The 22,564-nt window shown below is 47.7% G+C and carries 19 protein-coding genes; 11 read left to right on the top strand and 8 right to left on the bottom strand.

The features are described 5' to 3' along the window. Positions 1 to 159: 159 nt before the first annotated feature. The 5 genes from ACQQ6X_RS04500 (at position 160) to ACQQ6X_RS04480 (ending at position 4,027) form a co-directional block, all read left to right on the top strand. Entirely contained in the window at positions 160 to 978 is an 819-nt protein-coding gene (locus tag ACQQ6X_RS04500; protein ID WP_305164393.1) for a carbon-nitrogen family hydrolase, read from the top strand. 22 nt (positions 979 to 1,000) lie between these two features. Continuing rightward, positions 1,001 to 2,281, top strand: coding sequence for a helix-turn-helix domain-containing protein (locus tag ACQQ6X_RS04495; RefSeq protein WP_305164392.1), 1,281 nt, complete (start codon positions 1,001 to 1,003; stop codon positions 2,279 to 2,281). Between the two features lie 235 nt (positions 2,282 to 2,516). Further along, entirely contained in the window at positions 2,517 to 2,936 is a 420-nt protein-coding gene (locus ACQQ6X_RS04490; RefSeq protein ID WP_305164391.1) for a hypothetical protein, read from the top strand. A 73-nt stretch (positions 2,937 to 3,009) separates the two neighbouring features. Next, a complete protein-coding gene (locus ACQQ6X_RS04485) occupies positions 3,010 to 3,810 on the top strand; it encodes a DUF3592 domain-containing protein (RefSeq protein ID WP_305164390.1) in 801 nt (266 codons plus the stop codon). 76 nt (positions 3,811 to 3,886) lie between these two features. After that, positions 3,887 to 4,027: a hypothetical protein gene (locus ACQQ6X_RS04480; RefSeq protein ID WP_305164389.1), complete on the top strand. Its 141-nt coding sequence runs from the start codon at positions 3,887 to 3,889 to the stop codon at positions 4,025 to 4,027. 338 nt (positions 4,028 to 4,365) lie between these two features. Here the strand turns inward: ACQQ6X_RS04480 and ACQQ6X_RS04475 are convergent, their stop codons facing one another. After that, positions 4,366 to 5,283 (bottom strand): LysR family transcriptional regulator, encoded by a 918-nt coding sequence (locus tag ACQQ6X_RS04475; RefSeq protein WP_063213430.1) that lies wholly within the window; start codon positions 5,281 to 5,283, stop codon positions 4,366 to 4,368. 239 nt (positions 5,284 to 5,522) lie between these two features. Between ACQQ6X_RS04475 and ACQQ6X_RS04470 the strand changes: the two genes are divergently transcribed. The 3 genes from ACQQ6X_RS04470 (at position 5,523) to hydG (ending at position 9,910) form a co-directional block, all read left to right on the top strand. Beyond that, a complete protein-coding gene (locus ACQQ6X_RS04470) occupies positions 5,523 to 7,139 on the top strand; it encodes an alkaline phosphatase (RefSeq protein WP_305164388.1) in 1,617 nt (538 codons plus the stop codon). A gap of 255 nt (positions 7,140 to 7,394) precedes the next feature. Continuing rightward, positions 7,395 to 8,447 (top strand): [FeFe] hydrogenase H-cluster radical SAM maturase HydE, encoded by a 1,053-nt coding sequence (hydE, locus tag ACQQ6X_RS04465; RefSeq protein WP_305165054.1) that lies wholly within the window; start codon positions 7,395 to 7,397, stop codon positions 8,445 to 8,447. Between the two features lie 50 nt (positions 8,448 to 8,497). Continuing rightward, positions 8,498 to 9,910 (top strand): [FeFe] hydrogenase H-cluster radical SAM maturase HydG, encoded by a 1,413-nt coding sequence (gene hydG, locus ACQQ6X_RS04460; RefSeq protein WP_305164387.1) that lies wholly within the window; start codon positions 8,498 to 8,500, stop codon positions 9,908 to 9,910. 141 nt (positions 9,911 to 10,051) lie between these two features. On the opposite strand, the gene hydF is transcribed toward hydG, so the two are convergent. The 7 genes from hydF to ACQQ6X_RS04425 all read right to left on the bottom strand — a co-directional run bounded on the left by hydF (position 10,052) and on the right by ACQQ6X_RS04425 (position 18,224). After that, positions 10,052 to 11,305 (bottom strand): [FeFe] hydrogenase H-cluster maturation GTPase HydF, encoded by a 1,254-nt coding sequence (hydF, locus tag ACQQ6X_RS04455; protein ID WP_305164386.1) that lies wholly within the window; start codon positions 11,303 to 11,305, stop codon positions 10,052 to 10,054. Next, a complete protein-coding gene (locus ACQQ6X_RS04450; protein WP_305164385.1) occupies positions 11,292 to 12,740 on the bottom strand; it encodes an aspartate ammonia-lyase in 1,449 nt (482 codons plus the stop codon). The genes hydF and ACQQ6X_RS04450 overlap by 14 nt, the downstream gene beginning before the upstream one ends. A gap of 1 nt (position 12,741) precedes the next feature. Beyond that, positions 12,742 to 13,332 carry a 4Fe-4S dicluster domain-containing protein gene (locus ACQQ6X_RS04445; protein WP_063213425.1) on the bottom strand — a complete coding sequence of 197 codons (591 nt, stop codon included), beginning with the start codon at positions 13,330 to 13,332 and terminating at the stop codon, positions 12,742 to 12,744. Positions 13,333 to 13,402: 70 nt separating this feature from the next. Further along, complete coding sequence (locus ACQQ6X_RS04440; protein WP_326400441.1) at positions 13,403 to 14,872, bottom strand: [FeFe] hydrogenase, group A; 1,470 nt, start codon at positions 14,870 to 14,872, stop codon at positions 13,403 to 13,405. Positions 14,873 to 14,940: 68 nt separating this feature from the next. Continuing rightward, a complete protein-coding gene (locus ACQQ6X_RS04435; RefSeq protein WP_262348675.1) occupies positions 14,941 to 15,528 on the bottom strand; it encodes a 4Fe-4S dicluster domain-containing protein in 588 nt (195 codons plus the stop codon). A gap of 38 nt (positions 15,529 to 15,566) precedes the next feature. Next, positions 15,567 to 17,729 (bottom strand): formate dehydrogenase subunit alpha, encoded by a 2,163-nt coding sequence (gene fdhF, locus ACQQ6X_RS04430; RefSeq protein ID WP_305164383.1) that lies wholly within the window; start codon positions 17,727 to 17,729, stop codon positions 15,567 to 15,569. Between the two features lie 129 nt (positions 17,730 to 17,858). After that, a complete protein-coding gene (locus tag ACQQ6X_RS04425; protein ID WP_149033392.1) occupies positions 17,859 to 18,224 on the bottom strand; it encodes a DUF2294 domain-containing protein in 366 nt (121 codons plus the stop codon). Between the two features lie 357 nt (positions 18,225 to 18,581). Here ACQQ6X_RS04425 and leuC point away from each other — a divergent pair, with 357 nt between their 5' ends. The 3 genes from leuC (at position 18,582) to ACQQ6X_RS04410 (ending at position 22,436) form a co-directional block, all read left to right on the top strand. After that, entirely contained in the window at positions 18,582 to 20,006 is a 1,425-nt protein-coding gene (leuC, locus tag ACQQ6X_RS04420; protein WP_305164382.1) for a 3-isopropylmalate dehydratase large subunit, read from the top strand. A gap of 21 nt (positions 20,007 to 20,027) precedes the next feature. Further along, complete coding sequence (gene leuD / locus ACQQ6X_RS04415; protein WP_305164381.1) at positions 20,028 to 20,630, top strand: 3-isopropylmalate dehydratase small subunit; 603 nt, start codon at positions 20,028 to 20,030, stop codon at positions 20,628 to 20,630. A gap of 231 nt (positions 20,631 to 20,861) precedes the next feature. Then, positions 20,862 to 22,436, top strand: a complete 1,575-nt coding sequence (locus tag ACQQ6X_RS04410; protein ID WP_305164380.1) for an N-acetylmuramoyl-L-alanine amidase family protein — start codon at positions 20,862 to 20,864, stop codon at positions 22,434 to 22,436. The last annotated feature ends 128 nt before the right edge of the window (positions 22,437 to 22,564 follow it).

Raw genomic sequence — 22,564 nt, 5'->3', positions numbered from 1 at the left:
GGAATAGTTTAAGAAACAATCTATCACGATTTTACCGAGTTGTATAGGGGGAATTAAGCTTGCATGGGTTGCGTAATCCAGACTAATCGGGCTATGATGGGAGAAAATACCGGACAATGGGGCACGGAAAGTTCCGACTTACAGAGAGGATGAAGGATTTTGACGTATCAGAAAGCTCAGCCATTCGGTGTGGCACTTATACAAGCTCATATAGAAATAGGAAATCCCACGGAAAACAACAGTCATATTCGATTTTTAATGGAACAAGCGGTAAAGGCCGAACAGAAGCCGGATCTGATTGTTCTGCCGGAAATGTGGAATACAGGTTATGCCTTGGATCGCATTCAAGAGCTGGCGGACGAGGAAGGAACGGAGACTCGGGCATGGATAGCGGCGTTTGCTGCCACACATCAAGTAAATGTAGTAGCAGGGTCGATTGCAGAGAAAAAAAGCGACGGTCATGTGTATAATACGATGCTCGTTTTTGACCGTACAGGCACAGAGGTGGCTTCGTACTCCAAAATCCATCTGTTCCGACTTATGGATGAAGAGAAATATTTACAGCCTGGCGAGGAAAAGGTGGTATTCACACTGGATGGTGGGATACAGGCCGGAGCATCAATCTGTTACGATATTCGTTTTCCTGAATTGGCTCGCAGTCTGGCTCTATCCGGAGCAAATTTGCTGATTGTACCCGCAGAATGGCCCCATCCACGGCTTCATCACTGGCGCACCCTGCTGACCGCACGAGCTATTGAAAACCAAATGTACGTCATTGCTTGTAACCGTGTAGGTCGTAGTGGAGATACCGATTTCTTCGGGCATTCGCTCATCATCGATCCATGGGGAGAAATCATGGCCGAGGGTGGAGAGCAGGAGGAAATTGTCACAGGATTCATTGAGTCTGCCTTGGTTCAGGACGTGCGTGGGCGTATTCCGGTGTTTGAAGATCGGCGCCCCCTACTGTATGACCGATAATCAGTGTAGAAAGGATTAATCCATGCTTAAGGAACGTATTGAATTTTTGTGTAAAAAGAAAAACCTGTCCCGTAAAGAATTGGTAGACGGATTAGTTACACCTGCACATTTTGCGAATATACTAGCTGACCGTTACCCGATGGCTGAGGATCTGGCTGAGCAAATTGCTGAGCGGCTAGGTGTACAACCTTCCTACCTATTGCGTGCATCGGCAGAAGATGAGGAGACGCTGGTTACAGCGGATAAGATTTTCACAGAGCTGTCCAAGCTGGCTAACACCACGACGGAAAGCTATGTGAATCAGCTGGAGGATCGCAATGATTCGCTTGTCGTGGAAATGACGACTTATTTGATGAAGGCTGTTTATTTTCAGCAGATCAATGACCCAACGGCCTATGAATATTTACATCAAACCTATTTGAATTTTTACTTGGAGAAGTTTGGTCGCTCGGATGAGGTGGAGCTGCCTGCACCGCTAAAAAAAGCAATTTTATTTTATAAGATTCAGTATTTCCGGTCTAAAAACCATTATTATGATGTACTAAATAGCGTTACGCAGCTCATCCGCCTAGTGGAAGAGGGAACGGAAAACTGGCTCAATGCGCAAAACATTATGATGGAGGCCTGCATTCAGGTCAAGCAATTTGATCAGGCAAAGCAGGTGTTCGAGCAGACGATGCGCAGGATATATGACGATCGGCTTTTTCACCGTTTGACAGGCCTGTATGTGGCTTACAGCGGTTATTGTTTTGCTATGGGGTCTGTGCAGGAAGCACTGTTAACGTTGTCTATGGCAGAAGCCAATTTGGTCTATTTGGAAAATGCAGCAGATATGCTCACGACGATCCTGAACAATCGGATTATTATGCTAACGTCGATTGGCGAGTTGGATAAGGCCTTGGAGGAAGTAGTGCGTTTTGAAGCACTGGTGAGTCGGGAGCGCGAGGAAATGCAGCAAATGATGCTGCCTGTTACGCTGATATATCGCTGCGAGATTGCGTTTGCCCGGAAAAACTGGGGGCTGCTCTCACAGCATCTGGATTTGCTGCGCAAAACTAATCTGACAACAGATCAGCAAATGGGGCTTGATTTTTATGAAAGCCAGCTTGCGCTTGCCCAGGGGAATCAAGATGCTTTTTGGATGCATGCTTTGCAATGTTTGCCTTATTTTGAAGCCCTCCAGCATCCTACGCGGCTTGAGCAGCTATATGAAACGCTGGCTGTAGTGTCCGAGGACAGTCGGCGTTATAAGGAATCATCAGCGTATTATCGCAAATTGGTCTATCTTTTGCGTAAAAAATAGTCTGAATGCACTCGTTTTTCACAAAACCATTGGACGATCATACGAAAGAATGCTCCGAATTGAGTAAAATTTTGTGCAAACCATGCCAAAATTCAAAAATAAACCGATAAAATGCAGATTAAAGCTGCTGTTTTTTCGGTTTATTTGTATGTGCCAAAACGTATTGTGATGCCGGATACCGTCTTCTATACTGAATTCATAAGGAACAACAATACAGTATACGAGGTGCAGCTACATGATGAACTTTTTCGGCAAGAAGAAAAAACAGCAGGATGCGATAGAACATGCAGATCAACTGATGAATAAGGGATTGTCTGGATTATATATGAAAGGTCTTATCCCCCAAGAGCAGCGGGAACAGATCAACCAGAGCTTAACCTCGGCAAGGCAAACTCAAACGGCGGCTAACAGTGGATTGACGATGGCAGGGACTGCGGTTGTTATTTCGGTAACAGATACCGGGAAGCTCGTGAATTTTGATCCGATTGTGGTGCTAGTACTAGATGTGACAGAAGTTAGCGGCAACCGATATCAAAAAACGCTGGAAACCCTCGTTTCCAAGCTGCAAATTCCGCGGCCTGGAGATACGGTGGGGCTGGGTAGCAACCCGGTAAATCCCTCAGAGCTGATTTATATGGGGCTCGTGACAGCGTAAATGAATAGAGTCGGTTCACCTTTCTTACGAGCATATTTTTTAAAATAGATGATTGAAAAAGGGGTTTTAGAAGATGAAAGGATTTCTGAGTCTGATCGGGTTACTTCTGGTGTTTGGCGTTGGGTTTTCACCTTTTCTGGCTGAATATTTATGGGATGATCCATTTTTAATTATGGAGGCGCCATGGTATCGGCCGTTAATTTACACAGGCTTTGCGCTTATATTTCTGCCTAGCATTTTAGGTCTATTTTTTGGAGGCGGTAAAATCAAGAAGGGTGTTTCTGGAGTGGGAATCATTACAAGTGTTCAACAAACAGGCACATATATAAACAACCAGCCGCAGGTAAAGCTCGGGTTGACCGTAACCAAGCAGGGAGAAGACAAATATGATACTGCTTTAACGACGATTATTCCATTGACCTCCATGGCTCAATTTCAGCCAGGCACAATCATTCCGTTGATCATATCAGAGAGAAACAAAATGAAGGTAGGTCTTGACCTGAAAGGTCAGGTGTCACAAATGGATTTGCAAGCGTTAATGAATGAGCAGATGGTCAAGCAGGGCGTATCGCCTGAGCTGATGGAAATTGCCAAAACCGGCGAGCAGGCCTATGCGAAGATACTGGATGTCAGACCCATGGGGGAAGCGAGGCCCAATAAAATCAAGCTTCAATTCACACTGACAGTAACGAAAAGCAATGGCGAGACATTTGATGTAACCACGCAAAAGGATGTTTTTTCTTCCCAACTATCCAAACTCCAGCAGGGAAGTATTGTAGAGGTTATATATTCGCCTCAAGATCCTTCGAAACTGGTTATTAAGACACAAGTGAGTGAAGATGACGTGCAGCAAGCATTTGGTTCTTCCCAATAAAAAATTGTCCCGCCTGTTTCAGATACAGCCTATAGGTGTATTATAATAGTATCCCGACACCAGGAGGTTGATAACGATGGATAACCAAAGTAGATCCGAACTGGCGAATAGGGATGGCCTGTCACGGCCGAGAGGCTTAAATAGACAGGTTGTCGGAAACAACTATGAAATGGGCTATGATCAGGATAAAAGTCCACCACATTTAGGGACACCTTGATCACAACAAAGCGAGGACAGGCACTTTGGGATCACACAGCACATTGGAACTGAGGTAGGACATTCTTGGGATACCAAGACTAGAGACCTTAAGGAAAGAAGTGATGCGGGATGGATAAAGTGGAGTTTCCGAGCAAGCGTAGAGTAATCAGGCGAAGCTGACATGGAATTCAAATGAAAACGAATTGTGGTTCGTTGAAGACAGATGGAAGCAACATCGCAACAGTGTAATCGAACCCGTGAACTAAATGAAGTGTTGAAAGTATAGGGGCGAAGCCCCAGGACCGTTTTCCTCTCTGGCTGGGCTGGGGAGGAAGACGGTCCTTTCCATATTTGCTCCTACTTTTGAGAAAGTTGCTTGACTGTTTCTCGGAAGGTATCAATAAAGGCTTCGGCAGCTTTAGACAAATAACGTCCGTTGCGGTAAGCAATCGCCAGAGTACGGCTGGGGGTAGGTTCGGCTAGTGGCAGCAGTGCTGGGACAAACTCGCTGCTGGCGGCACGGGCAATAAAACGGGGGACCAGTGTCACACCCATGCCTGTCGCGACGAGCGATTGGAGCGTCTCCATATTAGTGCTTTCAAACACCACATGGGGTTCAAAGCCTGCTTGATGACATAGATCCATCGTCAGCTTGCGAAAGCCTTGTCCTTTTTTCAGGACGACAAAAGGCTCGTCTTTAAGTTCTTCCATATGCACGGGTTGCGGCTGAGTACCGTTCTTACGCAGGGCTAGGGGGTGACCCGGAGGAACAGCGAGATCAATCCATTCTTCACCGATGGGTACATAAGAAAGTGTAGGCTCTACTAAGGGGAGAGAGAGCAGGCTGAGGTCTGTATCGCCACTGGCCGTTTTTTTCTCCAGATTCATGGATGAATCTTCGACTAACACGATTTCAATGTCTGGATGCGCCTTCTTAAATACAGGCAGAACATGTGGCAGCAGGTGGGAGCCCGTGATAGGCATACTGCCAACGACGACCTTCCCTTTTCTCAACTGAGAGATATCGTCCATTTCTTGTCGGAGCTGTTCCACCGCATCGACTATTTTTTTTGCCTTTTCCACAAAGCTTGCTCCAGCATGTGTTAATTCCACCGTGCTGGTGTTGCGTTGAAATAGCAGCACTCCGAGCTCTTTTTCCAGTTTGGACAATTGCTGGCTCAACGAGGGCTGAGCAATGTGCAGTTTTTCTGCTGCGCGTGAGAAGTTTTTTTCCGCTGCAATTTGCAAAGTGTACTGAAGCTGTCTGAATTCCATCGTACTTTACGCTCCTTGTCTTATAAGCATTTCCTATTACATCATAGACTGATTATACAATAATAAAATTAAATGGACAGTCCTAACAAATTTCATGTGTCACAAGTTTTATATACATGAAGCATTTTTTTTATAAATAGAGTCTGTTAATACAGATGACGAATTCATTTAACATTCTCCTGATAAAACGCAATTAATCTTAGTTTTGGTTATACAAAAAAGGTCTGGGAGGAAAATGAATGCTAAAATGCTGGGGGATACATACGAAAAAGTCAGTGGCTGCGCTTGTAGCGACTATGATGCTAACCGTAAGTGGCGGGACAGCAATGGCAGTTGAAAAGGATACGTCAATTAAAAATGTAATTATTCTGATTCCAGACGGTATGGCTAATGATGCCACTGCACTGGCTAGATGGTACAAGGGCTCATCCTTAACGTTAGACAGCATGGCAAGTGGGATGGTGCGTACGCATTCTGCGGATGCACCGATTGCCGATTCTGCTCCGGCGGGTACTGCTTTTGCCACAGGGCATAAATCACATACTGGTTATGTAGGTGTTCTTCCAGATGAAGCGACAATGCCTGGACAACAACCGATCGCAGCAGGTGAGGCCAAAAAGCCTGTAGCTTCCATTCTGGAGGCTTCCAAGCTGGCAGGAAAATCGACCGGAATTATTGCTACTTCAGAGATTATGCATGCGACACCAGCTGATTTTACCGCACATTATCCTGACCGCAAAAATTATGATGCACTCAGCATGCAGCAAGCCTACAACGGAGTTGACGTCGTATTAGGTGGAGGCGGCAAGTTTTTGGAACCAGTGGGACGTAAGGACGGCCAAGATGTAATTGCCCAAATTAAAGACCAGGGCTATGATTATGTCACAACACCAGAGGGTTTGAAAAATTCAACCTCCAGCAAGCTTTGGGGCAGTTTTTCACCTGAAGCTCTTGCGTATGACCTGGATCGAGATGCAGCGAAGGAGCCCAGTCTGGCAGAAATGACAACAAAAGCGATTGATGTGTTATCCAAAAATGACAAAGGCTTTTTCTTAATGGTAGAAGGCAGCAAAGTGGATTGGGCGGCACATGCTAATGACCCAACGGGGATTATTAGTGACGTGCTTTCATTTGACGAAGCAGTGAAAGTGGCTCTGGATTACGCCAAGCAAAACCAAAATACAGTCGTCGTAGCAGTGACAGACCACGGGAACGGTGGATTGACGATTGGTAGCAGTGATACAACGAGCAATTATGACAAAACGCCTTTGGCTTCATTTATAGATCCGCTGAAAAAAGCGAAGCTGACAGGTGAAGGCTTGGAAGCCAAACTGAATGCAGATCGCAGCAATATTAAAGAGGCGCTCTCCACGTATTTTGGCATCACCGATTTGACAGACGAAGAAGTAAAAACAATAAAAGACGCCAAAGAAGGCAGTATGAACTATGCCGTCGGACCAATCATTAGCAAACGTGCGAATATTGGCTGGACTACAGGTGGACACACAGGAGGCGATGTCGTGTTGTATACGTACGCGCCGAACGGAGACCGTCCATCTGGTGTAATCGACAATACTGATGTAAATAAGTATATGACACGTGTGCTTGGGCTGGATTTGGATACAGTCAGCAAGCAGCTGTTTGTTCCTGCAAAAGCTGCATTTGAAGCTAAAGGAGCCAAGTTTGCTGCGGACACGAAAGTCATCACGGTGACCAAAGGAAGTAACAAGCTGGAGCTACCAGTATACAAAAGTATTGCTACATTGAATGGTAAACATTACACGCTCAACGGTGTAATCGTATTTAACGGCGTTGATTATTTTGTACCCCAACAGGCGATTGATTTGATTCAGTAATAAAACAAAACCATCGATTAAAGCTGTTTCTTCTTTAAAGGAGGAGGCAGCTTTTTTGTGTGTAAAGATGAATACGTAGTTTTAAAGTTGAGAATGAAATTGATTTTCAGAAAATGGGATTTTCTGTGAAACTAGTCACGTTATCTTCTCTCTAATGTTGTTAGAATAATACGTGTACGACATAAGCCACTGATGATGTAAAGTCCGGATGGACGAGGGAAGAAGGGATGAGTCACGGACGAATTATTACTGCGTCTGGCTGATGGCAAGGAATGGACGCATACGGAAATGACGGAGCTGCTGACACGTCTGGATAGTGAGCCGACGCTACGAGCTCAACTGCGCCAACTGGCAGCTCGCACCAAATTGGAGCGTTATGGAAAAGGTGTTTTTTTACGAGGATTAATTGAATTCTCAAGTATATGTCGTCAGGATTGCATGTACTGTGGACTGCGCGCTTCGAATAAACAAGCAGACCGTTACCGGTTGAAGCCGGAAGAAATTCTGGCCTGTTGTGCGGAGGGGTACGAACTGGGCTATCGGACCTTTGTTTTGCAAAGTGGAGAAGACTACTGGTTTACGACTGCCCGGCTGACGAAACTAATTCGGGAAATTAAAAGCCGGTTTACGGATGTGGCGGTTACTTTGTCCATCGGTGAACGGGATGACGAAACTTATGAGCGACTATACGATGCGGGCGCGGACCGTTTTTTGCTTCGGCATGAGACAGCTTCTCCCAGTTTGTATGCCAAGCTCCATCCGACGATGACGATCGAAAGCAGGCGCAGCCGTCTGCGAGCGTTGCAGCGTATCGGATTTCAGATCGGGGCTGGATGTATGGTGGGATTGCCGGGACAAACGAACAGCGAATTGGCAGACGATTTGGTTTATTTGCACAGCCTGTCACCAGATATGATCGGGATTGGCCCTTTCTTACCGCACAGCAATACGCCACTCCGTGATGCCAGTCAGGGAAGCATGGAAAAGGCGCTTGATATCATTTCATTATCCCGATTGGTTGTTCCAGACGCGCTTATTCCGGCATCCACGGCCATGGGGACGATTCATCCCCAAGGAAGGGAAAAGGCGCTTCAGGCGGGAGCAAATGTGGTGATGCCTAATTTGTCCCCGCTGGCGGTGAGACCGAAGTATGCCATTTATGAGAATAAAATATGTTTGGGCGATGAGTCTGCCCAATGTCGGCATTGCTTGGAACTGCGGATCCGTGGAGCTGGATTTGAAGTCGATATGGGACGTGGAGATAGTTTGAGAGTACAACGTCAGCTTTTGAGACAAAAGACTTTATGAGGCCATAACGGAAACATTGCAGTAACCATAAATTAAGGAGATGGGTATACGTGAGTGGAGTACGAGAGAAAGTGTCGGCGGATTTTATTAATGAAGCGGAGATTATGGCAGCAGTGGAGCAGGGGAAACAAGATGCAACAAATCGACAGCGCATTTTGGAAATTTTAGAAAAGGGTAGAGCCTGCCGCGGACTGAATGCGAGTGAAGCGGCGGCTCTTTTGCATGTAGAAGATCCTGAATTATTGGAAGAGATGTTCAAAGCCTCGCGGGCAGTCAAAGAGCAAATTTACGGCAACCGGATTGTACTGTTTGCTCCTTTATATGTAAGCAACCACTGCGTTAATAACTGCGAATACTGTGGCTACAAGCATACCAATGACAGCTTTACACGTAGTCGTCTGACCCCGGAGGAATTGGTAGAGGAGGTTAGAGTGCTTCAAGAACTGGGACACAAGCGACTCGTACTGGAGGCGGGAGAAGACCCAGTCCATTGTCCTATCGACTATATTGTCGATTGTTTGCGCCAGATTTATGAGGTCAAGGTAGATAACGGCAGCATTCGGCGGATCAATGTAAATATTGCATCTACAACCGAGGAGGACTATCGGAAGCTGGCAGAGGTGGGTATTGGGACGTATATTTTATTTCAGGAAACATATCACCGGGAAAGCTACCGTAAATTCCACTTACAAGGACCAAAACGGGACTTTGATTGGCACACCACCGCAATGGACCGAGCCATGCGTGCGGGTATAGATGATGTGGGGATCGGTGTGTTATACGGCCTGTACGACTTCCGCTATGAAACTGTAGCGATGCTGAAACATGCCGAGCACTTGGAAGAAACCTTTGGCTGCGGACCTCATACAGTCTCGGTACCACGATTACGTCCGGCTGAAAATGTAGATCTGGAGCGATATCCGTACCTGGTCAACGATGAGGATTTTATGAAAATTGTATCCGTTCTTCGACTGGCTGTTCCTTATGCTGGTATGATCCTGTCCACACGCGAGGAGCCGGAATATAGAGACCGTGTCATTGGCCTAGGCGTGTCACAGATTAGTGCAGGTTCAGCTACAGGCGTAGGGGCCTATGCAAAACAGGACACGGAAGACAAGCCCCAATTTGAGGTGGGAGACCATCGCTCACCATCGGAAATTATTAAAAGTTTGTGCCGTGGTGGATATATGCCGAGTTACTGTACAGCTTGCTATCGTGAGGGACGAACCGGAGATCGCTTCATGGAACTTGCTAAATCCGGACAAATTCATAATGTGTGCCAGCCAAATTCGCTGCTGACCTTCCAAGAATATCTACTGGATTATGGGGACGAGGAGGCACGTGAACTGGGAGCTGCTGCGCTGCGAGAGAATCTGGAGCGTATACCACGTGAATCGACGCGCCGTTTGACACTTGACAGACTCGAACGATTGGAAGCTGGCGAGCGCGACTTGTATTTTTAGTAATATATATTATGGGTAGTATCAATCACGTCATGAAATTCCCATTTTTATATTAATAGGAATTGAAAATAAAAAGCAGTCGCGTTGGAATCAGCGCGGCTGCTTTTGTATGTCAAGAGAAAAAGTATTAATGACGAGATTTTAAGAATAACTTTCGGCTTCAGCCGCTTGCTTCCATGCCAGCATAGCGGATGGAAAGCATTCAATAGCACGGGGAAAGACACCCTGTACATAAGCGATGAAAACACCATAGTTCACAATCGGCACCCCGGCGGCTTTCGTTTCAGACATTCGGTGAAGCATTGTACGCCGATTGAGCATACAGGCACCGCAATGAATAACCAACGCATATTCACTCAAATCGTCAGGGAAACTGGAGCCAGATGCATGCTCAATAATGAGGCGTTTGCCTATCGTTTGACGGAGCCAACGCGGGATTTTTACTCGACCAATATCGTCAGATTGGCATTGGTGAGTGCAGGCTTCGGCAATGAGCACACGGTCTCCATCCTTGAGGCGATCAATGGCTCTTGCCCCTCGCACCAGTTCGTCCAGATCGCCTTTGTGACGGGCGAACAGAATGGAGAAAGAGGTAAGAGGCACATCCTTGGGCGTGTCGGCTGCGACTTTCATAAAGACCTGTGAATCGGTAATGACCAGGCGAGGCTTGCTCCCCAGTCGCTCCAGCGTCAAGCGTAGTTCATGCTCTTTGGTTACTACAGCGATAGCATCGCTCTCTAGCGTATCACGGATCGTTTGCTGCTGCGGCAGAATCAATCGACCCTTTGGCGCAGCTTTATCGATGGGAACCACCAGCACGACCAGATCGCCAGGTGACAACAGGTCACCTACGATGCGGAAGCGATCTTCGTTTTGGGGGAGTGTATTCGTGATGGCTTTTTTCAGTTCTGTGTCCCCCAGAAGCAAAGATGCACTGAAAGGAATCAGTGTGAGATTCAATTTGGTCTCCAGTGTTGCAGCCATCGGATCTGATTCAGCAAGGGTGTCTATTTTATTAAGTACCCCAATGACAGGAATCTTTTTGGTACGTAGCTTTTCAAGCAGTTCATGCTCGAATGGACCGACGCCAACAGTGGCGTCGATGACGAGCAGAGCCAAGTCTGTACTATTCACAATTTCTAGCGTCTTGTTGCGGCGCAGCTCCCCGATCTCACCCTCATCGTCCAGTCCGGCGGTATCCACCAGAACAATAGGACCCACAGGGAGTAGCTCCATCGGCTTGAAAACAGGGTCCGTAGTCGTTCCTCCTACAGGAGATACCACAGCGGCGGGCTGGCCGGTCAAGGTGTTCAGAATGCTGGATTTGCCTGCATTTCGGCGACCGAGCAGAACGATATGCGGGCGGTTACTTCTCGGGGTATCATTCATTCCCATGGTGAGTTCCTTCTTCCTGCCCTGGAATTCCAGGCTTTGTAACGGTATAGGGATGGCATAATTGGTCAATCCGCGCACGGGTCAGTTGACCACGATCCTCTGCAATATCCTCAGGTGAGCGACCTTGTGCAATGGCTGCTGATGCAATGGAAGCAGCTTCATCATAGCCAAGCTCTGCGACCAGCGCGGAAGCCATCACAGCTGAGTTGCGCAGATTATCAGAGCAGCGTTCCTCATGTACGATCAGACCGCGCACACACCGTTCCTCGAACAGTTGGACAGCATTGCTGAGAATATGCAGCGATTCCAGCAGCGACTCGGCAATCAACGGCAGGAACGCGTTCAGCTCCAGCTGTCCAGAGGCAGCAGCCATCGTTATAGCTGCATCATTGGCCATCACGCGCATTGCTGTCAATCCAGCCATTTCAGCCATTACCGGATTAACCTTGCCAGGCATAATAGAGGAACCAGCTTGAACCGGAGGTAATATATATTCGCCGATACCACCGAAAGGGCCAGAGGCCAGCAGACGAAAATCGCCAGATATTTTGAGCAAATTTACGGCAGCCGATTTGAGTAGACCCGATACCTCCACGAAGACATCCATATTTTGAATGGGGTCCATGGGGTGGTCGCTACGGCATAGCCCTAATCCAGTCTCATCCGCCAGCTTTTCGACCATTCGGTAGCTATAAGCCCGGGGCGCATTTATACCTGTGCCAATCGCTGTGCCTCCTATAGGGATTTCTCGCAGCCGCTCTTCGGCTTTATAGAGGCGCCAACGGTCACGCGCAATAGCTTTTGCGTTGGCACCAAAACCTTGCCCGGCCATCATGGGCAGGGCATCCATTAGCTGTGTGCGACCTAACTTGAGCAGGTCGGCATATTCTATTTCTTTTTGCTGGAAAGCAGCTTGTAACGAAGACATCGTGTCACATAAAGGACGCAGCAGGCGTATTGCTGCAATTCGTAGCGCCGTGGGGTAGACATCATTCGTAGATTGGCAGCAGTTGACATCATCCAGCGGATGCACAAGCTCATATTGTCCCGGCTGCCCCCCTAGATGTGCGATAGCCAAATTAGCAATGACCTCATTCACATTCATATGGGTACTGGTGCCTGCGCCGCCTTGCATGGCATCCACGGTAAACATATCTTGATGCCGTCCGGCGAGTAATTCGTCGCAAGCATTTACAATGGCAGATACCCGGCGGGCAGGTATCCGTTTCTGCTCACCATTGACTTGAGCGGCCGTTTTTTTCACCAATACAAGAGCCTGAATCAGGTTTCTGTTCACGGGTCTGCCGCTGACTGCAAAATTGTTCATCGCACGTGCGGTGTGAATTCCGTACAAGGCATCCACAGGAATGTCCATGTCTCCTAGTGCATCCTGTTCAGTACGCATAACTTTGACCAGCGGAGAAGACGGGTTCATGTCATAGACCTGTCGCAGGAATGCGTGTCATATGCAGCAGTTGACGTGCACTTGCAGCTCGTTTTTCCTCAACCCGGGCATGAACCAGATCTGGCTCGACCAGCTTGAGGGCTTGAGTTGGACATTTTCCAATACAGGCCGGTCCGCCGTCTACACCTTCGCACAAATCACATTTGCTGGCGATCATGCGCTCTTTGGGTTGCAAACGACCTGACACATTAGTGTACAGACCATCTTGTACGACAGGCTGACCGTCTCTATATTGAGGCACCATAGTAATCGCGCCATAAGGGCAGGCGATCATACAGGTTTTACAGCCAATGCAGCTTTCGCTGTTAATAAGAATGCAGCCGTCTGCATTCGTAATAGAGCCGTTCGGGCAAGCATTAGCACATGGAGCATCCTCACAGTGACGACACTGGACAGGTGCGGTGACTCCAAAGGATTTGATCACCTTGAGGCGAGGGTGAAAATGAAACTCGTCATCTGGTGAGATAAAAGGGTTCTCCGGTGAATGTGCGATAACACAGGCAATTTCACAGGTGCGACAGCCGATACATTGATCGGGATCAGCTAAAACAAAGCGATTCATACTAACTCGACTCCTCTCTAACTAACGACAAATTATAACTTCTAATGATTATATCTATGTGTTGAACGTACTAATGAACGGGATAATCGTTATGTCCTTTGACGGACATATTACTGCTGCTGTGGCTCTGCCTGCCGGGTCCACGCTTTTGAAAGGTCGTGTGCAGGAGATGGTGTGATACATGACCTAACGGCTCGCCTAGAAATTCATCGTACAGCTTGATAATAAAAGGATTCTCATGCGATTTGCGCACCTGAGATGCAGCATCATGTCCATAGATGGAAGATTTGCGTGCACGATAAGCCTCGACTTTTTGTTTTTCCAACATGAGCTTGGGTTGCCCTCCTCCGCTGATACATCCAGCTGGACAGCCCATCACCTCAATAAAATGATAATCACATTCGCCAGCCTGCACACGATCCAGGAGCTGATAGGCATGTTGGAGTCCAGCGACGACCGCTACCTTGAGCTGCAGCTCGCCCACCTGTACCTCGGCTACTCGAATGCCTTCCTCGCCACGGACAAAATCCAGCTGGAGCTTTGGCAGCTTTTCATTCGTCAGCAGCTCATAACCTGTACGGATGGCAGCTTCCATAACTCCTCCAGTTACACCAAAAATAGTGCCTGCTCCTGAATACTGTCCTAACGGGGCATCAAATTCTTCGTCAGGCAGGTTCATAAAATCAATGCCTTGCAGCTTGATCCAGTATGCAAGCTCACGTGTGGTCAGCACCTCATCTACGTCACGGTAACCATCGGATTCCATTTCGGGACGATCACACTCAAATTGTTTACAGGTACAGGGCATGATCGCGACGCTGTAAATGTTCGCTGGTTCGACCTCATCCAGTTGTGCACCATAGGTCTTGACCAGTGCGCCCAACATTTGCATTGGTGATTTGCAACTGGATAGATGGTCTAGCAGATCGGGATATTCGATCTCGGCAAAACGGACCCAAGCTGGACAGCAGGATGTAAACATCGGTAATGGCCCACCCTGGGTTACGCGGCGAATTAGCTCGGTGCCTTCCTCCATGATGGTTACGTCAGCTCCGAAATTCGTATCATATACTCGATCAAAGCCGAGGCGACGAAGGGCAGCGGCCATTTTGCCGGGCGTTAGTGTACCAAATGGCATACCAAATTCCTCCGCGAGAGATACGCGAATAGCTGGGGCGCACTGAACAATACGAAGCTGTCCTGGTTTCTTCATCATGTCAGCTACCTTGTTCAGGCTATAGCTATAATAGGCAGCAAATAGCGGCTCGCCGATGTCGGCAGGCATATCGCGTTCACGTATACGTTCCTGACGTTGGGCAGCAGCTGCCTGCGGAGATGAATTTGCCCAATCTGTGGCGTATACGCTGCAGATTTGCACACATTGACCGCAAATAACACAGCGGTCTGCGTTCACAGTTTGAGGTTCTCCAGGCAGTCCCTCTATGGCATCTACCGGACAAACACCCGCACAGCGTCGGCATCCAGTGCAGAGCGTGGGGTCAATATGAATGACAGGGTCTGTAGAATCAGACGTCCTCATACAAGGAGGCGAAGAGATCTTGTCTGTTGTTGACATGGTTTTCTACCTTTCTGCGGCTGATTTTGACCTTACAGGCGTGGGAAAAAGACTTCCCGCCGAGGCTCTGGAGGCGAGTCGGATATGCCTTTGGCCAGCCGTAGCACATGATTTGGACAGGCCTCCACACAAGCAGGCTGTCCGTTCTCTGTTTCCGCGCACAGATCGCATTTGCTTGCCGCAGTGCGGGGAAGCGCGGTTCGATTTGCACGGTTAGTCAGACCGGACTGCGTGACAACGTGTCCGGCTCGATAGACTGGAGACACCTCGATTGCCCCGAAGGGGCAGGCCAAGACACAGGAGGTGCAGCCGATGCATCGGTCCTCATCAATCATGACTACGCCATCCTCCTGGCGAATCGCCTGCACCGGGCAGGCATGTGCACAGGGGGCATTTTCACAATGCCGGCATTGCACTGGCACATACGTATCTCCGGCGCGCACCACATATACCTTGGGAACCACAGGCACACTGACGGTTCCGACCGAAGCGCCTATGCCGCCCGCCTGCCCATGCACGGCAAAGCACGCCAGTTCGCAGGCTTTGCAGCCAATACATTGCCCGCCGTCTGCAACGACGAATGAGGAGGCAACAGCACTGGTTCTATCGGCTGACCCCATTCTGTTTGTCGGACGGCTCAGCGTGTTGCGCGCGCCGCTCATCTCGTCACCTTGTCAGCTAAAACGGCTTCCTGAACATTCATTTGTCTACGAATCTGTTGGTATGATTCATGTACATCACGTTCAGCCTGCGCTTGGTCGGCAATCCGCTCCAACCGGATGGCACAGTATTTTAATTCCGGGGTTTTGGATACCGGGTCGAGAAAATCGGCGGTCAACTCGTTACATGCTCCGACCCACCAGTGATAGGTCATATAGGTCGCACCTTTCTGCACACGGTCACTGATTTGTGCCCGCGCCATAATGCGTCCCCGACGCGAGGAGATAGCCACAATTTCGCCATCCAGAATGTTCAGCTCTGCTCCGTCTTCCGGGCTAATCTGAATAAATCCAGGCTCATCAGACAACTGGCGCAATGCACGGCAGTTACCAGTCATAGTACGCACCGAGTAATGACCTACCTCACGGACTGTAGATAAGACAAGCGGGAATTGGGCATCCGGTTGTTCTTGTGGTGGTCGCCATTCGCAGGCGAATAATCGGCCTTTACCACTAGGTGTGGAAAATTGATTGCCTTTGTACAAATACGGTGTACCTGGATGATCCTCTGTAGGGCATGGCCATTGTACGCCGCCTTGTTCCTCCATTTTCCGGTAGCTGGCACCGGCGAATAAAGGACTGAGGCTTCGCATTTCATCCCAAATTTCCTCTGTGTTCGCATAGGACATAGGGTAGCCCATGGCGGTGGCAACCTCGCTAATAATAGCCCAGTCTGGCTTTACATCACCCTGAGGCTCGACGGCCTTGCGGATGCGCTGAAAGCCACGGTCTGCCGAAGAATACACCCCGTCATGCTCGCCCCAAGCGGTAGAAGGGAGGATGACATCCGCATGCAGCGCCGTCTTGTTCATGAAAATATCCTGCACCACGACAAACTCCAATTTTTCCAGCGCTTCACGCAGCTCGGCAGCGTTTGGATCACTTTGTACAGGATCTTCGCCGAAGATATAATAAGCTTTCAACTTGTTCTCTTTCAGAATGAGATGTGGTACTTCTGTAAGTGAATATCCTTTTTTGCGCGGTAGCTCAACACCCCATGCTTTTTCAAACTTTTTGCGAACTGCGGTGTCGATGACATCCTGGTAACCAGGATACACATTGGGTAATGCACCCATGTCGCAGGAGCCCTGAACATTGTTTTGTCCACGTACAGGGCCAATACCAACATTCGGTTTGCCCAGGTTACCAGTAAGCAGGGCAAGGGAAGCAAGACCTTTTACTACATCAACGGCCTGTGAAAATTGACATACGCCCATTCCGTATAGAATTGTAGCGGTAGGAGCCTTGGCATATTCCCTCATAGCCGCCCGAATGTCAGCAGCCTTGACACCCGTAATGCCTTCCGCATATTCAGGTGTATATTTTTTAATGTTTTCTACATATTCGGCAAAGCCTTCTGTGTTTGCTTCGACATATCGTTTGTCGTACAGTCCTTCATGTACTAGCACATGACCAAAGGCGTTCACCAAAGCCATATTCGAGCCGCCTTTTAGAGGTAGCCACATATCAGAGATGCGTCCAGTTTCAGTCATACGTGGATCACATACAATAATTTTGGCACCTCTTTGCTTGGCAGCTACAATACGTCTTGCGACGATTGGATGCGTTTCGGGTGCATTGTATCCAAATACGAAAAGGAGATCTGAATGTTCAATTTCAGGAATAGAGTTGGACATAGCTCCATCCCCAAGTGAGTAAGTCAAACCTGCTACGGAAGGGCCGTGGCATACACGGGCACAGTGATCAATATTATTGGTGCCAATGACTGCCCGCATGAACTTTTGCATGACATAATTGGCTTCATTCCCCGGACCGCGTGCGGAGCCCGTCCCCATGATAGAGTCAGGTCCATACTTTTCCTTAATTGCTGACAGCCGTTCGGCAGTATACTGAATGGCTTCATCCCATTCTACCTCCTCCATGACTCCATTTTTGCGAATCATGGGCTTGCGCAAGCGTGCAGTCAGAATCTGTGGATCATTCAAAAAATCCCACCCATAATGTCCCTTCAGACACAATGTTCCTTCATTTGTACGACCATTAGCCGGCTCTGCGCCAATTACCTGTCCTTTGTCCACTAGCAAATGAAGCTGACAACCGCTTCCGCAGTAAGGACATACTGTTAATACCTTGTCTGCCATGTGTGCAGCACCTCTTTTTATATGAAATAGATGAAACTCGTAACATGAAAAAAAGCCAATACAAAAATGCCGCTTAACGCTGCATTCTGTACTGGCTTATCTGCGAGCGAGGAGCTAATCTCCTTCCCGCTAATCCAACCGGGGTATGTGTTGTAATTCAAGAGTGATGATAATATGTCCGTCTCCATGGACGGAGGGGCAGACCTCCCAAGTGTAAGTGAAGGGACTGCCAAGTGTTTTTTCGGCTTCCCTCATAAACTCCTTTTCCAAATAAGGACGAAGGACGTTCCAGTAATCACTGACCTTTTCCACAGCACCTTCATGAACGAGAATTTCAGACAAATTAGACAAAGTACCCTGGATCTCTACTGTAACTCGGAGAGGTGAGTCAAGAGAGACCTTAACGTTGTCCGGTCCTTTTCCTCGGTAATGCTTGACAATACATACGGCCAGCTTCCTGATGCGCTCACGGTATTCCAATTCGGTATTCAACATCTGGACACTCCGCTTCGAATCAAAATAAAGGCGTACTTGCCGCGCATGCCAGACAGCCTCTGTAGCTAATTTTAGAACAGGAAGTAAATGTCCCGACCAAAATGGTCTGCCCAGCACGGCGTATCACACTTCTATGGTAGAACAGGTTGACTTCGAAAGATGTGAAATTCATTACACCAGACCAAAATTTTACATGAATTAGACTAGAGGGAGGCACCTACTTATAGGTCAAGACTATTACTTCTATAGATATCATATCTTAGACCAATCAGGCATGCCATGGTATATTGTTGACATCCAAGAGAGAGCCGTACAGCTTCTCTCCACTAGGTTCGAAAAACACAGGGGTGAATATTGATGAGTAAAAAGACCATGTTCGAGAAAATTTGGGATAACCATGTCATCTATCAGGAAGCCGGCAAGCCGAGTATTTTGTACATTGATCTTCATCTCGTGCATGAGGTAACTTCACCGCAGGCGTTTGAGGGCCTCCGTCTTAGTGGGCGCAAGGTGCGTCGTCCAGAGCTCACGTTTGCTACAATGGATCATAACGTACCGACCAAAGATCGTTACAATATTACGGACCCGATTTCCAAGCAGCAGATTGATACATTAACTCAAAATTGCCGCGATTTTGGTGTCACGCTATATGATCTGGATACGGTGGATCAAGGTGTCGTTCACGTTATGGGACCTGAACTGGGTCTGACTCATCCGGGGAAAACGATTGTTTGTGGCGATAGCCATACCTCCACTCACGGTGCGTTTGGAGCACTCGCTTTTGGTATCGGAACCAGCGAGGTAGAGCACGTATTGGCAACCCAATGTCTCCAGCAAGCAAAAGCAAAAACGATGGAGGTTCGTTTTGTAGGGCGTCGCAAACCTGGGGTGACAGCCAAGGACATGATTTTGGGTGTCATCGCCAAATACGGTACAGATTTCGCTACAGGCTATGTTATTGAGTACACGGGCGAGTCTATCCGTGAATTGAGCATGGAAGAACGCATGACAGTGTGTAACATGTCCATTGAAGGCGGAGCCAGAGCAGGTATGATTGCGCCGGACGAAACGACCTTCAACTACTTGCGTGGACGCGAGCATGTGCCACAAGGTGATGCTTTTGAGCAAGCAGTTGCTGAGTGGAAAGAGCTTGTCACCGATGAAGGCGCCGAGTTTGATGTCGTACTGGAGTTTGACGTGGATTCCTTAATTCCACAAGTAACGTGGGGCACCAGTCCGGGCATGGGTACAGATATTTCCTCAACCGTACCAATTCCAGCAGAATTGCCGACAGAAAACGAACGTAAAGCAGCTGAAAAAGCGCTTGAATATATGGATTTGAAGCCAGGCACACCAATCACGGATATTGCGATCGACTATGTGTTTATCGGATCTTGCACCAACGGACGGATTGAAGATTTGCGCGCTGCGGCCCAGGTAGCCAAGGGCTACAAGGTTTCTGACAAAGTCACAGCAATTGTCGTACCTGGTTCGGGTCGTGTGAAAATTCAGGCTGAACAAGAGGGACTGGACGTCATTTTTCAAGAAGCAGGATTTGAATGGCGCGAAGCGGGTTGCAGCATGTGTCTTGCGATGAATCCTGATGTACTTCAACCGGGGCAGCGTTGTGCTTCAACTTCTAATCGTAACTTTGAAGGTCGTCAGGGACGCGGAGGACGGACTCACCTTGTATCTCCGGCCATGGCAGCCGCTGCGGCGATTCATGGACACTTTGTCGATGTACGGGATTGGAAATTCAAGCAGGAAGAAGTTGTCCGCTAGGATACGGAGGAGGAATTTACGATGGAAGCTTTCACAACTTTAAAAGGTATTGTAGCACCTGTGGATCGGGTGAACGTGGATACGGATGCTATTATTCCTAAGCAATTTTTGAAACGAATCGAGCGTACAGGTTTTGGGCAGTTTTTGTTCTACGAGTGGCGGTTTGATGAGGTAGGCAACATTAATCCTGAATTTGAACCGAACAAGCCTCGTTATGCAGGGGCCTCTATACTGATTTCTCGCGCCAACTTTGGCTGCGGCTCCTCTCGTGAGCATGCGCCATGGGCCATCATGGACTATGGGTACCGTTGTGTAATCGCGCCTTCTTTTGCGGATATCTTCTATAATAACTGCTTTAAAAACAGTATTTTACCGATCAAGCTGTCTGAAGAACAAGTGGAGGAATTGTTCCAGCGCACGGCAAAGCATGATGGCTATCAATTGAACATAGACCTGAATGAAAAAACAATCACTGACGATTACGGTCTGCATATTGAATTCGATTTGGATGAGCATCGTCGTCAATTTCTGTTGCAAGGTTTGGATGATATTGGCTTGACACTCCAGCATGAGTCTGAAATTCTGGCTTATGAGCAGAAACGCGCGGCAAAACAAGGCGCATAATGCTAATTTCCAGCTCAATTTCAGTAGAAGGAATATAGTTGATTTATTTGATAAACAGACAGCCCGTACTGGCAACTCTTTTGCCTGCGGGCTTTTGTTATGTTTAGATAATAAATTGGTAAATAAGGGGTTGACGGTTCGACTCAACATGGTATTGTAAATGTAAAATGGTTGATGGATTGTATCTGTGAAGAAGCATAAAAAATACATAAATAAGTTAGGGGAATGAGGATGAAGAAATATGGTTGGGTGATACTAGCGGCTATTATGATTTGGTTATGGCCGTCCTCCCCTCATGTAAATGCGGCTGGAGCAGAATTGTTTTTAGATGGCAAAAGAGTGGAAGCGCCTGCAGATGCCAAGCCTGAAATGGTCAATGGTAAAATCATGGTACCGCTCAGGGTGGTTGGCGAGCAGCTTGGATATCAGTTTAAGTGGGAACCACAAGCCTATAAAATTTCAATTCAAAAAAATAATACCGATATGTCTATGTATGTAGGCCGTACATCGGCTGATGTGAATGGAAAAACAGTCAATTTGGATGCACCTCCAGTGTTGCGGGGCAGCTCGACCATGGTTCCATTGCGTTTTGTCGGGGAGCAAATGGGGTTAAAAGTAGATTGGAACAATCAAAATAAATCCGTAAACCTCAGTCAGAAGATGGCAACTCAACAAGCGGATAAGCAGTCTCAATCCCAACAATCGTCGCAAACGTCAACACAGAGCACAAAAAGTACAACTAAAACATCTGCAGCAACAGCGACGACAATAGCTCCAGTTGAAGCAGACAAGCATTCGGAAGCCGTTTCTTCACCATCCAAGGAGCAGAATGCAGAACAGACTACTGCAAATGCGTTGCTTGTACAAAACATTTCTTTTGATAATGAAACGTTAAAGATTTCTCTCAACAAAGACCTAACTCCTAAAGTATCGAAAATGACGGGACCTGACCGTATAGTAGTTGATTTACCGGAGGCTTCACTATCAACAGATCTTCTTCAGTCGTTCCCGGTTCGCAAGGATGGCACGCGGGCGTTGACGAATAGTGACAGTGAGGATGTACAGGAAATCAGATTTGCTCCTGCGGATGGAACAAAAGGGGGCGTTCGTATCGTCATTGCATTAAATCAGGTACGTGACTACGATCTTTCAACAAACGGCATAGGAGATATCACCCTTAAGCTACGTGAACGTAGTGTGAATCCGGAGATAGTAGCACCAACGAATGTCGAAGGACGGCGAATTGTCGTAATTGATCCAGGACATGGCGGCAAGGACCCTGGAGCAGGCAGTGTGACTGGACGACATGAGAAGGAATTTACATTGGCGGTAGCATTAAAGGTTCAGCAGCTTCTTCAAAATGATCCTGCTATTCAAATTGTATTAACTCGCAATGGAGATACGTATCCTACACTGGATGAACGGCCACAGCTCGCTAATAATCAACAGGCTAGCGTGTTTGTTTCCATTCATGGCAACAGCATGCCAGCTTCTAATAACGGAAAAGCCAATGGCTCTGAAACCTATTATGCACGTCAGGAAAGTCTGAGCCTGGCGACGATCATGCACAAGCACCTTGTAGCTGCAACCGGGTTCAAGGATAATGGCATTAAGGTGGCAAACCATGTGGTGACGAGAAAATCACAAATGCCCGCTGTATTGCTGGAATGTGGCTACCTTAGTAATCTGTCCAATGAAGCGGCCATGTTTACTGAAGAAACACAGCAGAAGATTGCCGAAGGTATTGTCGATAGCCTAAGGGAGTATCTTGGAACGGGTACAGGAATAACTGAAACACTCAACTAAGAGTACTTGGAATAAAAGCTACTTTTTCACCTTTTGATGAAAATTCATGGGGGTGAAAGTAGCTTTTTTTATTTTTTTGACTGTGACTTTTGACGGAAAGCGAATGGTCTATATTTTTAGTCAAAATT

It is taken from the genome of Paenibacillus ottowii (assembly GCF_050516475.1).
Lineage (GTDB): Bacteria > Bacillota > Bacilli > Paenibacillales > Paenibacillaceae > Paenibacillus > Paenibacillus ottowii.
Note: the sequence above shows the minus strand (reverse complement) of the source record. Positions and strands in the feature narration are given on the sequence as shown.

Coding starts and splice junctions, on each gene's coding strand:
- ACQQ6X_RS04495 (WP_305164392.1), top strand. CDS start 1,001: ATGCTTAAGGAACGTATTGAATTTTTGTGTAAAAAGAAAAACCTGTCC.
- ACQQ6X_RS04490 (WP_305164391.1), top strand. CDS start 2,517: ATGATGAACTTTTTCGGCAAGAAGAAAAAACAGCAGGATGCGATAGAA.
- ACQQ6X_RS04485 (WP_305164390.1), top strand. CDS start 3,010: ATGAAAGGATTTCTGAGTCTGATCGGGTTACTTCTGGTGTTTGGCGTT.
- ACQQ6X_RS04480 (WP_305164389.1), top strand. CDS start 3,887: ATGGATAACCAAAGTAGATCCGAACTGGCGAATAGGGATGGCCTGTCA.
- ACQQ6X_RS04475 (WP_063213430.1), bottom strand. CDS start 5,283: ATGGAATTCAGACAGCTTCAGTACACTTTGCAAATTGCAGCGGAAAAA.
- ACQQ6X_RS04470 (WP_305164388.1), top strand. CDS start 5,523: ATGCTAAAATGCTGGGGGATACATACGAAAAAGTCAGTGGCTGCGCTT.
- hydF (WP_305164386.1), bottom strand. CDS start 11,305: ATGGGAATGAATGATACCCCGAGAAGTAACCGCCCGCATATCGTTCTG.
- ACQQ6X_RS04450 (WP_305164385.1), bottom strand. CDS start 12,740: ATGAACCCGTCTTCTCCGCTGGTCAAAGTTATGCGTACTGAACAGGAT.
- ACQQ6X_RS04445 (WP_063213425.1), bottom strand. CDS start 13,332: ATGAATCGCTTTGTTTTAGCTGATCCCGATCAATGTATCGGCTGTCGC.
- ACQQ6X_RS04440 (WP_326400441.1), bottom strand. CDS start 14,872: ATGAGGACGTCTGATTCTACAGACCCTGTCATTCATATTGACCCCACG.
- ACQQ6X_RS04435 (WP_262348675.1), bottom strand. CDS start 15,528: ATGGGGTCAGCCGATAGAACCAGTGCTGTTGCCTCCTCATTCGTCGTT.
- fdhF (WP_305164383.1), bottom strand. CDS start 17,729: ATGGCAGACAAGGTATTAACAGTATGTCCTTACTGCGGAAGCGGTTGT.
- ACQQ6X_RS04425 (WP_149033392.1), bottom strand. CDS start 18,224: ATGTTGAATACCGAATTGGAATACCGTGAGCGCATCAGGAAGCTGGCC.
- leuC (WP_305164382.1), top strand. CDS start 18,582: ATGAGTAAAAAGACCATGTTCGAGAAAATTTGGGATAACCATGTCATC.
- leuD (WP_305164381.1), top strand. CDS start 20,028: ATGGAAGCTTTCACAACTTTAAAAGGTATTGTAGCACCTGTGGATCGG.
- ACQQ6X_RS04410 (WP_305164380.1), top strand. CDS start 20,862: ATGAAGAAATATGGTTGGGTGATACTAGCGGCTATTATGATTTGGTTA.